The organism is Pseudomonas sp. MWU12-2345 (assembly GCF_023242385.1).
GTDB classification, from domain to species: Bacteria; Pseudomonadota; Gammaproteobacteria; order Pseudomonadales; family Pseudomonadaceae; genus Aquipseudomonas; species Aquipseudomonas gingeri_D.
The window spans coordinates 813137-827832 of record NZ_JALLJA010000001.1; the positions used below are offsets into that span (position 1 = coordinate 813137).

Sequence of the window (14696 nt, forward strand, 5' to 3'; positions counted from 1 at the left end):
ACAGGATTGCAAGCTACTTCTGATATGCAGGATCAGCATATGAACCAACAAACGAATGCCAAAGATGTAGAGAAAAGCCACATTTACCTGGAGCTGGGGAAACTGGTTTCCAGCGTCGGCAATGAAACATTCCTGACGAACATGCACCAACTGATCAACGCTTCGGTGGCGGTCAGCCGGGTTGAACTGAGCGAATGGACCGTCGACGACGCCCAATCGGCGGTTGTCGATGTCCAGTTGCTGGGCTACGCCGGTCTTGAGTTGAGCCCGCAGATGCAAGCGGTCTGCCCAACCAATGCCAAGCACCGCAACGACCATCCCTTGGTCAAGCGCGTGCTGGAAGTGGAAGACGCCCTGCTGATCCACCTCAATGCCCGGATGAAAAACGAGAAGGACAATAACTGCCTCGGCACATCCCATCAGTGCAGCCTGATTTCGCGCAAGGCCAATCGTTGCTGTGTGATTTCGCTGCACCGCCCACGGGTGGATCGCGACTTCACCCTGCAAGAGCTGTCCTTTCTGAAATACCTCTCCGAGACCTTGTTGCCCCTGACGGAGCGACATGCCCGTGCCCATCGCCAATCCAGCGCAAAAAGCCCGAGTGGGTCCAGCCCACGCAACCTGGTTGCCCTGGAACAGACGCAGTTGCAGCGCGAGTTCAACGAGCGTCTGAGTGCTTGCGAGGTCACGCTCTCGGTGCGGGAAAAAGAGGTCTGCCTGGGGCTGCTGGCCGGCGGCACCGTACCTGAGATCGCAGAAAAACTCTGCGTCAAGAACAGTTCCATCGAAACCTACCTCAAGCGTTCCGCGGCCAAGCTGGGTGTCAGCGGGCGACATGGGTTGGCCAAGTGGATGATAGGAGCATAATGAACAAATCCCTGAGCCCCTGGGTGGCCATGGCCTTTGCCCTGAGCGGCTGCTCGCTGATCCCGGACTACCAGCGCCCCGCCGCGCCAGTCGCCGCACAATACCCGCAGACACCCGCCTACGCCCCGGCTCTCTCCGGGACGATGGCCGCGGACGTGGGCTGGCGTGAGCTGTTCCGCGATCCGACGCTGCAACAACTGATCGAAAGCGCGCTGCTGAACAATCGCGACCTGCGTGTGGCGGCCCTCAATGTCCAGGCCTACCAGGCGCAATACCAGATCCAGCGCGCCGACCTGTTCCCGGCGATCAGCGCCAACGGCAGCGGCACCCGCCAGCGCCTGCCGGCCAGTCTCACGCAAACCGGCAGCGCGGTGACCAGCAGCACCTATTCGGCAACACTGGGGATCAGTTCCTATGAACTGGACCTGTTCGGACGCATCCGCGCCCTCAGTGACCAGGCCTCGTTGACCTATCTGTCCAGCGAAGAAGCCCGGCGCAGCACCCAGTTGAGCCTGGTGGCCAGTGTCGCCAACGCCTACCTGACCTGGCGCGCCGACCAGGAACTGCTGGCCTTGACCCAGGACACCCTCAGCTCCTACGAGAAGAGCCTGCGCCTGACCGAACGCAGCCAGCAAGTCGGCACCACCTCGTCCCTGGCCCTGGCCCAGTCGCGCACCTCGGTGGAAAGCGCCAGGACCAGCCTGGCGACCTTTCAGCGCCAGGTCGCCCAGGACCTCAACAGCCTGACCCTGCTGGTGGGCACCGCGGTCGCGGACACCCCGTCCAGCCGCCCACTGGCCTCCGACTGGCTCGCCGAAGTACCGGCCGGCCTGCCTTCGGACCTGCTGCAACGGCGTCCGGACATCCTCCAGGCCGAATATCAGTTGCAGTCGGCCAATGCCAGCATCGGGGCCGCCCGCGCGGCGTTTTTCCCGAGCATCACCCTGACCGCCAACGCCGGGACTTCCAGCAATGAACTGTCCGGGCTGTTCAAGGGCGGCTCGGGAGGCTGGCTGTTTCAACCGCAGATCAATATCCCGATTTTCAACGCCGGCAGCCTGCAGGCGAGCCTGGATTACTCGAAGATCCAGAAGGACATCCGCGTCTCGCAGTACGAGAAATCGATCCAGACCGCCTTCCAGGAAGTTTCCGATGGCCTGGCGGCACGCCAGACCTACAAGAACCAATTGAAAGCGCAGAACGATCTGGTACAGGCCAACCAGGAGTATTACCGCCTGGCGGAACGCCGCTATCGTATCGGCGTCGACAACAGCCTGACCTTTCTCGATGCCCAGCGCTCATTGTTCAGCGCCCAGCAGAGCCTGATCACCGATCGACTGTCGCAACTGACCGCCGAGGTCAATCTCTACAAGGCCCTCGGTGGGGGTTGGACGCAGCGGACACAAAAAACCTTGTAACCTTGTGAGGTCACTGATGATGGGCACATTCGAACCTGGTTCACATGTACGCCTGCGCTCGGGCGGCAAGATAATGGTGGTCAAGCACGGCTCAACGGCCGCCCATCTCCCGGAGACCCTGCTGGTGTTGTGCGAGTACCGGGCCAAGAATCGGTTGGTGCAGGGTTTCTATTCTGCGCGGGACCTGATTCTGGCGCCCAGGGAAGCGGTGCCCAATCAAGGCTGAACACGGTCCTGTAGGAGCAGGGCTTGCCCGCGAAACTTTTGGCGGCCTCAAGTACGCCTTCGCGGGCAAGCCCTGCTCCTACAAGGTTGTGGCGTTCTCAAGATCTCATTAACTGGCCGGCATCGGTGCAGCGGCGCTCGGCACCACTTTGCGGGTCTGGGCCGCACCGGTGCTGGCAACAAAATCCCCCTGACGCAACAACACCAGCGCAATCAGCGACACCACCCCCGTGCCGACATAGAAGTACCAGGGCGAAGTAATGTCCCCGGTCAACTTGATCAGCCAGGTGGAAATCAGCGGCGCGCTGCCACCGAATACCGCCACCGGAATGTTGTACGCCACCGCGATACCGGTGGAACGGATGCGCGTGGGCAGCAGTTCGCTCATCAGTGCGTAGGTCGACGAGGCATACAGCCCGAACAGGATCGCCACCGCCATCAGCGGCCAGAAAAACGAGGCCGCCGTGGCCGTCGGCGCCGACTTGAACAGCCAGAACATCGCCAGGGTCGCCAGGGTCCCCACCACCAGCAGAAACGGCTTGCGCCCGTAGCGGTCGGTGAACGCCCCGCCGAACGGCATGACAAAGGCCGCCGAGAAGCTGGCGGTAAAGACGTAGAGCAGGGTCGTGCCGCTGTCGAACTTGAGAATGCTCGACATGTAGGTCGAGGCAAAGGTCAGTACCAGGTAGAAGATCGAGCTGTGCAGGGTGATGATAAAGAACACCAGGGCAATCGCCCGTTTCCACTGCCAGACTTCCCGCAGTGGCGCCTTCGAGGTCTGCCCGGCCTGCAACAAGGCGATAAACTCGGGGCTGTCTTCCAGCTTCAGGCGAATGTACATCGAGATCAGGCCCAGGGGCGCCGCCATCAAAAAGGGAATGCGCCAACCCCAGTCCTGCATCAGCTCTGCGCCCAGGGTCCAGGTCATGCCGTTGGCCACCGCGCCACCGAGCAACAGGCCAAGCACCGCCGTGACCATCAGCCAGCAAGTGGCAAAGCCTCGCCGTCCTGGCCCCGCGTACTCGGAAATAAAGCTGGTGATGGTGCCGATCTCGCCGCCGGCGGAAAAACCCTGCACGCAACGAATCAGCACCAGCAGGATCGGCGCGGCAATCCCCAAGGTTGCATAGGTCGGCAACAACCCCAGCAGGCAGGTGGAACCGGCCATCATCACCAGCACCGTGATCAGGGTCTTGCGTCGACCGATCTTGTCCGCCAGCGGGCCGAAGAACAGTCCGCCCAACGGCCGGATGAAAAAGCTCAGGGCAAAGGCGGCGAAACTGGCGAGCAGGCTGGTGGTGGGGTCGTCGGAGACGAAGAACGACCGGCCGATATAGACGGCGAGAAAGCCGTAGACGCCGTAGTCGTACCATTCGATCAGGTGGCCGGAAGTTGCACCGATAAACGCCCGGCGTCGTTGCCGGGCCGGGTCTGTGTGTTGCATTCCCATGGAAGGGACTCCTGTCTGATGGCTATCCGTAAAAGGGTTGTTCAGGGAACGAGGGTGTCATTGGCGCTGTGCTTCAACCACAGGCGCAGTTCGGTCTTGAGGACCTTGCCATAGCTGTTTCTTGGCAGATCGCTGCGAAAGACATACTTCTTCGGCTTCTTGAACGAGGCCATGCGCTCGACGAACCAGGCATTGAGCGACGACTCGTCAAGCGTCCCGGCGATGCGCGCGACGACGAACGCTACCACCGATTCACCCCAGTGTGCATCCGTTTCGCCGACCACACAGACTTCAAAGACCCCCGGGTGCTGTGCCAGCACTTCCTCGACTTCCCGGGGATAGATGTTGCTGCCGCCGGAAATGATCACATCCTTGGAGCGGTCGGTGAGCGTCAGGTAACCGGCCTCGTCGACAAAGCCCACGTCACCGGTCAGCAGCCAGCCTTCCACCAGGGTCTGGCGCGTTGCGGCCTCGTTGCGCCAGTAACCTTGCATGACGGTGGGCCCGCGCACGGCGATTTCGCCCATCTGACCAACCGGCAGCGGCCGGTGCCCGGGATCGAGGATGCGGATTTCCACGCAGGACTGGGCGCGGCCCACGGACGCGGTCAGCGTCGCCCATTCGGGGTGTTTGCGATCGGCAATCACCTGGCGGGACAAGGCACTGATGGTCATCGGGCTCTCGCCCTGGCCATAGATCTGCACCAGTCGTGGCCCGAAAGTAACGAGGGCCTCCTTCAGGTCCGCCTGGTACATGGGAGCGCCACCATAGACAATCGTCTTGATGCCCTCCCCGCTATAACCTTGACGGCGGGCCTGCTCGACCATGCGCTTGAGCATGGTGGGCGCCGTGAACAAACTGACATTGCCCAGCCAGTTCGCCAGGCCGAACAGCTCGTCGGCCCTGAAGCCACGGGACTCAGGGACCACATGGCGCGCGCCACGGCGCACGTGGATAAAGTTGTAGAGACCGGCACCGTGGGACATCGGCGCCGCATAGACCACGGCATCCTCGGCACTGACCGGGTCCACATCCAGCGGATAGCACAGCGACATGGCCATAAGGTTGCCATGGCTCAGCATCACGCCCTTGGATCGACCGGTGGTGCCGGAGGTGTAGAACAACCAGGCCAGGTCATCGGCATGACGCAGACAAGGGGTATCCAGCGCCGTCGAAGCCACCGGCTCGAACTCGCCCATGTCTTCCCGATCCAGCTCTCGGCAACCCGGCAGCGGGATATCGGGCGCGAACACCTCGCCACCGTCAGTGAAAATCAGCCGGGCCTGGGCGTTCTCGACGATCCAGCTGACCTCGACAGGGTGCAGCTTGCAGTTGATCGGCACCGCCACGGCGCCGACCCACCAGATGGCGTAGAGCAGCTCGAGGTATTCACAGCAGTTCAGCATGAACAGGGCGACACGATCACCAGAGACGATCCCGTGCTCGTTGACCAGATACGCGGCCCGGTGCCGAACCAGGGCCACAAAGGCCCCATAGTTGGCGACTTGCCTCAGCCCTTCGAACAAGGCGGGTTGCTCCGGACAACGCAAGGCGGTGTCTTCCAGCCAGTTGGCGATATTCATGCTCAGCTCCTGCGTGCCTGAAGAACCGAAGCGTAGTTGGCGACCGCCATGCCACCCATATTGAATACCAGACCGAACTCGGGATTCTGGGCCGCGAGGCCAATCGGTTCGCCGGTCAGTTGCCGAAATGCCAGGGCATGCATCGAGACCCCGGTCGCGCCCACCGGGTGTCCCTTGGCCTTGAGTCCGCCGGACAGGTTCACCGGCAGCCGCCCACCCGGGCGCACGGTGCCGTCATCCAGAGCACGATGCCCTTCGCCCCGGGGCGCCAGGCCCATGGCTTCGTAGATCAGCAGCTCGGCGATGGTGAAGCAGTCATGGACTTCGGCAAAGCCGAGGTCGCCGAGGGTCACACTGGCGCTGCGCAGGGCCGAGTGGATCGCCCGCTGCGGCCCTTCGAAGGCGAGGATGTCACGGCGGGCTATCGGCAGCAGATCATTGACCTGGGCGGTCGAGCGGATCCGCACCTCGCGGCGGAACTGCTGCGCGCGCCGGGACGAGGCCAGCACAATGGCCGCCGCGCCGTCGCTGATCAGCGAACAATCGGTCAGGCGCAGCGAGGGCGCGACATAGGGATTGCTCCGGGAGACGTTGTTGCAGTGTTCGAAATCCATCACCCGATGCATCTGGGCCAGGGGATTGGCCATGGCATTGGCGTGGTTCTTGGACGCGATGGCGGCCATGGACGCCATGGGGCAGTGGTAACGCTGGCGGTATTGCTGCGCGGCAAGGCCGAACAGTTGCGGAAAACTCAAGCCCGCCTCCTCGCTATCGTTCTGGTACCCCGCACCGGCCAGGGCCTTGGTGACCTCGGCCGTGGAGTTGCCGGTCATCTTCTCGGCGCCCACTACCAGCACCAGCTCGGCGGAGCCCGAGAGAATCGCGTTGATCCCCGCCTGGATCGCCGCCGAGCCCGAAGCACAGGCGTTTTCACAGCGGGTGGCGGGTTTGAAGCGCAGCCCCGGGTCGGCTTGCAGCAGCAACGAGCTGGCAAAACCGTCCGGGACCAGGCCCGAATTGAAATGCCCGAGGAACAACGCATCGATCTCCGAAGCCGAGATCGCGGCATCCGTCAGCGCCTGACGGGTCACTTGAACGATCAGATCTTCCAGGGTGGAACCTTCAAGCCGGCCAAAGCGCGAGTGGCCGGCCGCAACAATGGAGACACAATCATGAATCATGGTGATTTTCTTCTTGGCATGGATCAGGCATTGCTTACAATGGCGCATCGCCGGTATCGCTCGCCAGTTAGTACAACTACCTACCTGGGTACGTAGCGATTCCGGGCCGGAAATCGCCAGTATCGGACTTACCTTGAGGCAGGATGCCAATGACCGTCTTCACACAACAACTGAAAGACCTTCAGCGCCTGGCCTTCATGGTCTCGCCCGCAGCGCAATTGATCACCGGCAATCGCCTGATGCTCGATTGCAACGAGGCCTTCCTGGAATTGTTCGGTTACCCGCGCGAAGAGCTCCTGGGGCAGTTGACCCTTCTGATCTACCCGTCCCAGGCCGACTACAAGACCATCGGCAATCGCAGCCGCAGTTGGCTGCGCCGTAGCAAGAGCGGCTCCTACGCCGACGAACGTTTTATGCAGCACAAGAACGGCGAGGTGTTCTGGGCCAGGTCCCAGGGCTATACCCTGACCCCGGACGATCCGTTCAAGCTGATGGTCTGGCACTTCGAACGCCTGGATCGGGCACACCACGCCACGGTGGACCTCACGCCGCGGGAACGGGAAATATCGATGCATATCGTCAACGGCCTGACCTGCAAGGAAGTAGCCCGCAAGCTGGCGATTTCCCATAGGACCGTGGAAGTCCACCGTGCCCGCCTGATGAAAAAGATGCAGGCCAAGAACAGCGCGGACCTGGTGTCGAAGATCATCTTTGTCGATTGAGGCAAAAGTCCTTCGGATTTTTTTCGAAAGCGGCTCAACCAGTGGTATCAGCCCGGACCAGGCAAAGCGATTATCCGGCGTATTGCTCGCGCTAAACCGGGCAGAGACTCCAGATGATGTGAACCTTCCTGGTTGGAGGCTACACGCGCTAGAAGGTGAAATGTCAGGATTCTGGCCAATCACCGTGACCGCCAACTGGCGTGTAATCTTCCGTTTCGTAGGAACGGACGTCGAATTGGTCAACTACTTGGACTACCACTGAACGGAGCTCCTTCATGGGCATGCCCCCATCAGCCCAGATCTTGCTGTAAGACTGGAGCGCGCTGGCATCAGTACTGCACGTCTCTGGCTGAGTATTCAGGCAGACGGTGGAGCATCGAGAACAGCCCACTATCGAACGTTATACCCAGGCGGGCTGATGCAAAGTTGGGGGCAACCTGCGCTCAGATCGTTCCCGGCGTTGCGGGAACGATCTGACAAAACCAGGCCCTAGCGCTTGGCCAGTTCCATGATCATGCGGCTCAGCAGATAGATCCGGGGCGACACGCTTTCCACCTCGGCGTATTCCTCGGGGGTATGGATATTACCGCCGACAATCCCGAAGCCATCCAGCGTCGGCGTGCCCACGCCCGCCGACAGGCTGGCATCCGCCGCCCCGCCGCTGCCCTCGATAGTCAGCTTGCGGCCCAGCTCGCCGTAGATCCCCTGGGCGATGGCCACCAGCGCATCCGACTCGGCGGTTTCCGGCATCGGCGGCAAACCGCGCAACAGGCTGGTCTTGACCTCGGTTTCCGGAATCAGCTTGTTGGCCGAAACCCGTGCCAGGTCCTTCTCGATCCGATCAAACTCCTCCGGCAATGCCGCCCGCACATCGGCCTTGGCGGTGGCCTGGTCAGGGATCACATTGATCCGGTCCCCGGCCTTGAGCACGGTGAAGTTGATGGTGGTCTTCTTCTCTTCATCGCCCAGCTTGCTCAGTTGCAGGATCTGGTGGGCTGCCTCCATCGCCGCGTTACGCCCCAGCTCCGGCGCTACACCGGCATGCGCGGCCTTGCCCTTGATCTCGACCACCGCGGTGGCGCTGCCCTTGCGCCAGACCACCAGGCCATCGGCCGGACGACCGGGTTCCAGGTTCAGGGTCACGTCGTGGGCCTTGGCGGTGTTCCGGATCAGTTCGGAGGCGATCTCCGAGCCGGTTTCCTCGCTGGCGTCGAGCAGGAAGGTGATTTGCGCGTAGTCCTGGAAGTTCTGGTTCTTCAACACTTTGAGGGCATAGATCCCGGCGACGATGCCGCCCTTGTCATCCATCACTCCAGGGCCGTAGGCGCGACCGTCCTTGATCTGGAATGGACGCTCGCTTGCCGAGCCTTCCTTGAACACGGTGTCCATATGCGCCATCAACAGGATTTTGGCCTTGCCGGTGCCCTTGAAGGTAGCGAGTACGTGGCTGTTACGGGCGTGTGCGTCGGGCACCAGTTCAATGGTCGCGCCGAGTTTTTTCAGCTCATCGACGGCGATATCGCGCACCTGGGTCAGGCCCGGCTCGTAGCCGGAACCCGAATCGATATTCACCAGGAGCTCCAGCAGCTTCAGGGCTTCGGCCTTGTACTGTTCGGCGTCGGCCTGGATTTGTTTATGGGGTTCGGCGCTCCAGGCCGGGGCGGTGAAACCGCAGGCGAGCGCCAGGCCGAGGGTGGTCGCCAGCAAGGTGCGGGGGAGATTGAACGTCATGAACGGGTCCTTGTTTTTTATTGGAGTGTTGCGTGTTGCTTGTCTACCGGTTGCTTCATCCTCGCTACATCTTGATGCCCGTCAGGGTGTAGCACATTGGCACAGCCCAATAGCCGTCTTCATAGATGTCATAGATCTCTTCCCGGTTGGAGTGCGGGTACTCCGAGAAATGACTGATGCGCAAACCGGCACTGATCGCGCCGGTGATGATTTCAGTCAAGGTATGAGGATGCCAGTAGCTACTGATGCCGTTGGCCTCGGCTTGGCCTTCGTAGACGATGGTTTTGTCTTCAACGATTGGGCCGGTCTGGAAGTAGGAGCTGGAGATTCTCCACGGGTCGGTAGACTCGGGGTCCAGCATCTCCAGAAAGGGATGGGTTTCGTAGATCACCAGCGTGCCGCCCGGCCTGAGCGTCTTCGCTGCGTGGACGAAGAACGCCTTGATGTCTGGCATCCAGTTCAGGACGCCGATGGTGATCAGGGCGATATCGAAACTTTCGTGAAGATCGGCTGGTAACTCATGCACATCGGACTCGACGAATGTCGGTGTATGGGGAGAGCGAGCGGTCAGCTCGCGTGCCTGGTCCAGAAAGGCAGAGGCCTGGTCCAGCCCCACGACGGTTCGGGCGCCCAGGGCAAATAACGAAAGTGATTCGCGGCCATTGTTGCAGCCCAGTTGGATAACATCCTTGCCGGCGATACCGACCTCACGCAAGCGCTCGGTCAGGGTTGCATCCAGGCATGAAAAGTCCGGCATGCCGACTGATTCGAGGAGAGTCGTCCAGGCGCGGCTGGTTCTGTGGTGGTCGGCGGAGGCGTTCCAGGCGTCTCGATTGCTGCTGATGACGCTCTTGGCGGATGACATGTTCTAGTTCCCTTAGAATGATTCTTCGTCTGCAATAAATCTCGACCGGGCTGTCTTGCCTGAGTCTTACGCAATGCTCATTGCGTCTAATACAGAGTTGAACGATCTTCAAAGCGTACGTGAATTGGCGGGTACAAGGAAGGCAGCAAGATTTGCGTTGGCCTTAAACGAAAAAGAGATCAAGCAGCCAAATACTTGATCTCTCTGAGTGGGGAAACGGGAGCAGATTTATTTGCTCACAGCCTCAATCAATCGACAGTTTGTCCACTGCGTGAGGACAGCTGATTGGACGGGGCCGCACCCTCAAGCAAGGCGTCCACCACTGCACGCGCCACCTCCACCGAATGCAGCATGCCCCAGAACAACGCCCGCTCGACGGGGTTGGTATGCAGGCTGATTTCGTCGCCATTGAGCTCCGCCGTTTCGAGCAGATTGGAAACGTAGGTCAGTGCGTCCTGGGCGTTGATGCCTGGTTGGATGGCGAACAGCGTAGGCTTGTACGGGGCTTCGGGGGTGACGGGTTTGGAGCAGGTGAACGCGAGGGTATCGAGCAACCGGGGTGTGCTTGCCGGGGCCGGCTCGGGTTCGTTGGAAAGTTTGCGCAGGTACATCGCCCTGTCGGCGGTACTGAGGGTTTTGCGAACACCCGGCGGATCTGGAGTGATTTTCTTGGTCACGGTAAAGCTCCTCTGTTAAGAAAAGGAACTCGTCACCCCACGCTGCAAAACGAAAGGTGGCAAGCTGTACACAGGTTTGCAGACCGGAACAGAGGACCGGCAGGCCGAAGCCTCCTGCGCACAGCTCGCCATAACGCGAGCACAAAAACCGCTTTCGCGGCGCTGTGCGCCTCTGTAGTTCCGGGCTGCAAAACCCGAGTCGCTGAATTTGCAGCGACAGCCGAACTGTAGCCCTGGGGTTTGGCGCACGCAATATTCTCCCATGCCTGTAGCGCGTGGGAAATATGAGTTTTTTCGGCAGTCCATTTCGCGTATTGATTGAGCGCTACTGAGCCGCGCGCTAAAGCGAAGACCCAAGCCTTACCCCATACTGATGAAAACACGTCGATCAGCAACGGAGGATGTCAGGAAAGCAGGCATCGGAAGAGAGTTAAGTGCCAATCAAATGCGTCCCCTTTTCCGAGGTACATCTGCGAGGCGGGATAAGCGCTTGATTGAATCGCTCCCGCACTGCACGCGGGAGCGACCGGAACCTTACTGAGCCTGGATCAACTTGCTTTCGCTGACACCGGCACGGCCGGTTTTGTCGTCGACAACTTGCAGGTTGTTGCGGGCCTTGATGAAACCTACTTTCACTTCCTGCCAGACAAAATAGTTCTTGCCGGCTTCAGCCGTAAGTTTCAACTCGGAATCGTTTTCTGCCGAAGACACCAACGTCTGCTGGCCCGCCGGGACAGAGAGCATCAGGTAAGACTTGGCAACGGTCTGCCCTACTGGCTTGCCGTTGAGCGCGACGGGCATTTTCACGCCGGCGCCCATGCTTTCGTTGCGATAAACGTAGATGTTGGCTTTGTCGGGGCTGACCTGAAACGTCTTGGCTTGAGCGTCCTGGTTGTCGTCAGCCATTTTTACCGAAGCGCAGCCAGCGGTAAGGGCGGTCAGTGCCAGCAAAGCGGTGAAGGTGAACTGCTTGAACATTGTGTATCTCCATTTTTTGATGAGTCCAACGAACCGTTATCGGCAGCGCTCGACAAAAGGCAATGAGCCATCATTGAAAAAACGGAAATAATTTCATCAGCGTGTGATGCCAGTGCCGCTAAGGAAACTCCGAACAAGCCCCCAAACGTGCTGAAATACAGTCTCATCAGCAAAGTCTGCTCATCGCCTCCTTTACCGCGAAAACGTCCCAACGAGGCATCCAAAACAGCACCGCTGGCGAGACAAACGATTCCCACCAACCGGCAGATGGGAAAGCCCAGCCCGGCTTTTTGCCCACAAGATTGCGGGTAGGCCTCTTGGTTGGCCGGTGTATCCGGCAGGGTGACCGTGGTGCCGTCCACGAGGCGCACAGGCCGCCCCCTCCAACGCCATGACGATGGAGCCTGGTTGCTCCTTGATGAACCCGTGGAACGCAATAATGTTGAAACCATCTCCACAGGTAACCGCGCTCTGGACTTGCAGTAAGCGCCGGTATGAACACTGTTGGGTTTCAAACCCGCGCAGGAGCGTTTGATAGACAAATCATTCACGGCATTCTGGCAGGACCGATCGGCGCTCATCGCCTGGGCCCAAAAAAACATCGACAGTGTTTCGGTCGGCGGGAATAGCCGCTGGCGATGCTTGGGTATCGACGACTCGATACCCCGCAGTAGCTCTGGATTGGTGAGCAGCTTGAAGAAAGCATGAGCATTGCTGTTCGTGGCGTGCTGGCGCATACGTTGCTGTTGATGCCGGACGATTTGGCGTCTACGATTCACTCGGGCTGTGTCCTTGCTTGATCGGTGTGTGTTCGCAACTATCACCGTAGACCAAGACCAGCCATTTTTCATTTTTTGCAGCTATATCAGTCAGTTAGCCGTTAAGTAAGTGCCATTCGGGACGGATTTATTTTCTGTTTATTCACTGCCGACCCTTGGCATCCACCGACAAAATCAAATAAATCCGTCCCCTTTTTAGAGCGAGTTGGCTTTTAGCCTTGACTCGAGACCGGCTAATGGGCGTCCCCTTTTTAGTTCAGCCGAAAAATTTTCCTTGATCCGCAGCAGGTTGACATCTCGGCCAGTGGTCTGGTGCAGATCGTACACGACCGCAAGGCTAGCGGATCCACCCGCCAACAGCTTGAGCTGTGCCCAGCGCCTCGATTTTCTTGATGCCACCCAACTGACTCGATTGAATGGTCATCCAACGTCCTAGTGTGGCTCTGGAAGCGCTCGGTGTTCTCCAGGGCGTTCACTACCCGCTCGATCACCTAGTCCTGGATCTTGCCATCCGTCTGGTGCGTCGCGCTCACCAGCCCCAGAGCCAGAGCCAGAGGTATCTGCGTCGCCGTGGCCGCCGGCCTGGGCATCACTTGTGTACCCGCATCGGCCTGCCGGCCGATCTCTGCCTGATCGACGAGCTGCCGCCGCGACAGTCCCAGGGCTACGTGCTAGCGCCACCTGAAGTAGAACAACTGGCGACGCTGATCCGTACGAGCCTGGGACGCCAGTCGTTCAGCCTGCCCATGATAGCATTTTGACCTGAAGCATCTGGCGCGGTTAAATCCATGCGCGGCGCGGCAGTCCTGTGGAAAGCCAGTTGCCATTTCTATTCGATTGCCCCGTGATGGAGACTTTATGCGCCCCTATGGCCTGTTCTACGTTCTACTTGGCTGGATGCTCGCCGGCTGCAGCATTCCTTATCAAACCCCTGAAGCCCAGAGACAGATCGAGCACGACCTGAAGATTCCCCAGGGTTCAGTGCAGGCCCTAAGCCAGACCAACTGGTGCTACCTACCCTATGGTTCGGACCATGGTGGTGACGGCCAGTGCAGGGCCATTCAAGGCCTGGGAATCCTAGCCGGTGACAGTTTGATACTGAGCACCTATTCAGGCGGCAGCTATCAACGCTTCATCACCCTGCGCACCAGCGACGTACTCTGCATCAAGACTATCCGCGGTCGCGAAGCCGCCGAGAGCTTCTTTGCGTTCACCCGGGCCGGTGTCGCACAGATCATCCCGTTGACCGACAATGGGCACCTCAACACCCCGGTAAAAATCCAGTTTCTGGATTACTTGATTGGCCAGAACCAGCCGAGCGCCATGGGCTCCGATAAGAGCTTTGTCCGCGACACCGGCAAAAAGTCCTACTCCGCCGGTATCATACCGGGCACGAAAATACCCTACTTTTCTTCAGTCGCAGTCACAGAGGTCTTCAATCCCTGCCCGGAAAACTAGGGCGGCACCAGTTTGTTTAATATCGACTCGGCGCCCCCCTCCCGCGCTTAAAGGGCAGGGGGCGCCGCACCACAAAACCCGAATCATCTCATTCCGGGACCGAACACCTAAGTCGGAAAAGCTCACTGGGCTCAGTGATAGGCAGTGATGGCCCAATTCAGCACATTTCAGGACTTGTTCGGAGACCCCTTAGGCATAACAAGTTTACTCCAATAATCATATGACTCTCGAAGTCGACTTCCAGTTTTCGAACCACGAACAATACCGAACGCAAGTGCATTTGCAACCCTTACCGGATTGATTGGCACAACACCTAGGCCAGATATTACAGGCTGCCCATAATCAGCAAGCTTCTTGCTGCCTTTTAGCTGCTCCCAGCTTAACAATGGATTATTTTTAATCGCCACTTGCCCATAGTACATCCCAACACAAACAGCCAAAGACTCGCTCTCACAGGTCAAGCCCCATGTAGTAACTTCTATTACGCTAGTCATCTTGCTTTTGATCTCGTCAATTTCTCCCGGAGTCAAGTCTCTTCTTTCAACTCTCGCTGCAAACCACTCACCAAGCATACCCAACGATTCTGGTGAGAAATCCGCACTCCAACTTTCAAACCCTGAAGTCTTCCAAACTGCCTGAATCAACTCATCCAAACAGTAAGGCAAATTAAGCATAAACCATTTATAAAAATCGCTCAGCTCTTTTTTTGTCATTGATGCGAATGCCATCGTGACAGGGGAGTAGCTTGTTGTAAATTCCATA

At 59.2% G+C, this 14696-nt stretch carries 15 protein-coding genes and 3 pseudogenes; 8 read left to right on the forward strand and 10 right to left on the reverse strand.

Features of this window, described 5'->3' with window-relative positions; translation table 11 throughout:
* Positions 1–39: 39 nt before the first annotated feature.
* Genes M5C71_RS03215 through M5C71_RS03225 form a run of 3 tightly spaced genes read left to right on the forward strand, consistent with a single transcriptional unit; the run spans position 40 to position 2511 of the window.
* Positions 40–867 carry a helix-turn-helix transcriptional regulator gene (locus M5C71_RS03215; protein WP_103499344.1) on the forward strand — a complete coding sequence of 276 codons (828 nt, stop codon included), beginning with the start codon at positions 40–42 and terminating at the stop codon, positions 865–867.
* Positions 867–2285, forward strand: coding sequence for an AdeC/AdeK/OprM family multidrug efflux complex outer membrane factor (gene adeC, locus M5C71_RS03220; protein WP_247263495.1), 1419 nt, complete (start codon positions 867–869; stop codon positions 2283–2285). The genes M5C71_RS03215 and adeC overlap by 1 nt, the downstream gene beginning before the upstream one ends.
* Positions 2286–2304: 19 nt before the next feature.
* Complete coding sequence (locus M5C71_RS03225) at positions 2305–2511, forward strand: hypothetical protein (RefSeq protein WP_103499346.1); 207 nt, start codon at positions 2305–2307, stop codon at positions 2509–2511.
* 108 nt (positions 2512–2619) lie between these two features.
* Here the strand turns inward: M5C71_RS03225 and M5C71_RS03230 are convergent, their stop codons facing one another.
* From M5C71_RS03230 to M5C71_RS03240, 3 genes are read right to left on the reverse strand one after another with little or no spacing between them, the layout of a single operon-like run.
* Entirely contained in the window at positions 2620–3960 is a 1341-nt protein-coding gene (locus M5C71_RS03230; RefSeq protein ID WP_247263496.1) for an MFS transporter, read from the reverse strand.
* A 41-nt stretch (positions 3961–4001) separates the two neighbouring features.
* Entirely contained in the window at positions 4002–5543 is a 1542-nt protein-coding gene (locus M5C71_RS03235) for an AMP-binding protein (protein WP_248767176.1), read from the reverse strand.
* Between the two features lie 2 nt (positions 5544–5545).
* On the reverse strand, positions 5546–6724 hold the full coding sequence (locus M5C71_RS03240) for an acetyl-CoA acetyltransferase (RefSeq protein WP_248746008.1): 1179 nt from the start codon (positions 6722–6724) through the stop codon (positions 5546–5548).
* A gap of 149 nt (positions 6725–6873) precedes the next feature.
* Between M5C71_RS03240 and M5C71_RS03245 the strand changes: the two genes are divergently transcribed.
* The 3 genes and pseudogenes from M5C71_RS03245 to M5C71_RS03255 form a co-directional block, all read left to right on the forward strand.
* Positions 6874–7446 (forward strand): LuxR C-terminal-related transcriptional regulator, encoded by a 573-nt coding sequence (locus tag M5C71_RS03245; RefSeq protein ID WP_103499341.1) that lies wholly within the window; start codon positions 6874–6876, stop codon positions 7444–7446.
* Positions 7436–7708: a type II toxin-antitoxin system RelE/ParE family toxin gene (locus M5C71_RS03250; protein WP_248767177.1), complete on the forward strand. Its 273-nt coding sequence runs from the start codon at positions 7436–7438 to the stop codon at positions 7706–7708. Before M5C71_RS03245 ends, M5C71_RS03250 begins: the two co-directional genes overlap by 11 nt.
* A pseudogene (locus tag M5C71_RS03255) lies at positions 7709–7865 on the forward strand (addiction module antidote protein, HigA family); the annotation flags it as partial.
* Positions 7866–7935: 70 nt separating this feature from the next.
* Here the strand turns inward: M5C71_RS03255 and M5C71_RS03260 are convergent.
* The 6 genes and pseudogenes from M5C71_RS03260 to M5C71_RS03285 all read right to left on the reverse strand — a co-directional run.
* Positions 7936–9177: a M20/M25/M40 family metallo-hydrolase gene (locus M5C71_RS03260; RefSeq protein ID WP_248767178.1), complete on the reverse strand. Its 1242-nt coding sequence runs from the start codon at positions 9175–9177 to the stop codon at positions 7936–7938.
* 64 nt (positions 9178–9241) lie between these two features.
* Positions 9242–10042 (reverse strand): class I SAM-dependent methyltransferase, encoded by an 801-nt coding sequence (locus M5C71_RS03265; protein ID WP_177100530.1) that lies wholly within the window; start codon positions 10040–10042, stop codon positions 9242–9244.
* 248 nt (positions 10043–10290) lie between these two features.
* Entirely contained in the window at positions 10291–10653 is a 363-nt protein-coding gene (locus M5C71_RS03270; RefSeq protein ID WP_218171284.1) for a hypothetical protein, read from the reverse strand.
* 600 nt (positions 10654–11253) lie between these two features.
* Positions 11254–11697 carry a DUF2846 domain-containing protein gene (locus M5C71_RS03275; RefSeq protein ID WP_103496604.1) on the reverse strand — a complete coding sequence of 148 codons (444 nt, stop codon included), beginning with the start codon at positions 11695–11697 and terminating at the stop codon, positions 11254–11256.
* A gap of 167 nt (positions 11698–11864) precedes the next feature.
* Positions 11865–12476 (reverse strand): annotated as a pseudogene (locus tag M5C71_RS03280) (IS4 family transposase); the annotation flags it as partial.
* Between the two features lie 285 nt (positions 12477–12761).
* A pseudogene (locus M5C71_RS03285) lies at positions 12762–12994 on the reverse strand (hypothetical protein); the annotation flags it as partial.
* On the opposite strand from M5C71_RS03285, the gene M5C71_RS03290 reads away from it, so the two are divergent.
* Both M5C71_RS03290 and M5C71_RS03295 read left to right on the forward strand, forming a co-directional pair.
* Entirely contained in the window at positions 12893–13237 is a 345-nt protein-coding gene (locus M5C71_RS03290; RefSeq protein ID WP_248767492.1) for a hypothetical protein, read from the forward strand. The pseudogene M5C71_RS03285 and the gene M5C71_RS03290 overlap by 102 nt on opposite strands.
* 97 nt (positions 13238–13334) lie before the next feature.
* Positions 13335–13934: a hypothetical protein gene (locus tag M5C71_RS03295; RefSeq protein ID WP_248767179.1), complete on the forward strand. Its 600-nt coding sequence runs from the start codon at positions 13335–13337 to the stop codon at positions 13932–13934.
* A gap of 167 nt (positions 13935–14101) precedes the next feature.
* Here M5C71_RS03295 and M5C71_RS03300 read toward each other — a convergent pair whose 3' ends face one another.
* On the reverse strand, positions 14102–14695 hold the full coding sequence (locus M5C71_RS03300) for a hypothetical protein (protein ID WP_248767180.1): 594 nt from the start codon (positions 14693–14695) through the stop codon (positions 14102–14104).
* Between the last annotated feature and the right edge of the window lies 1 nt (position 14696).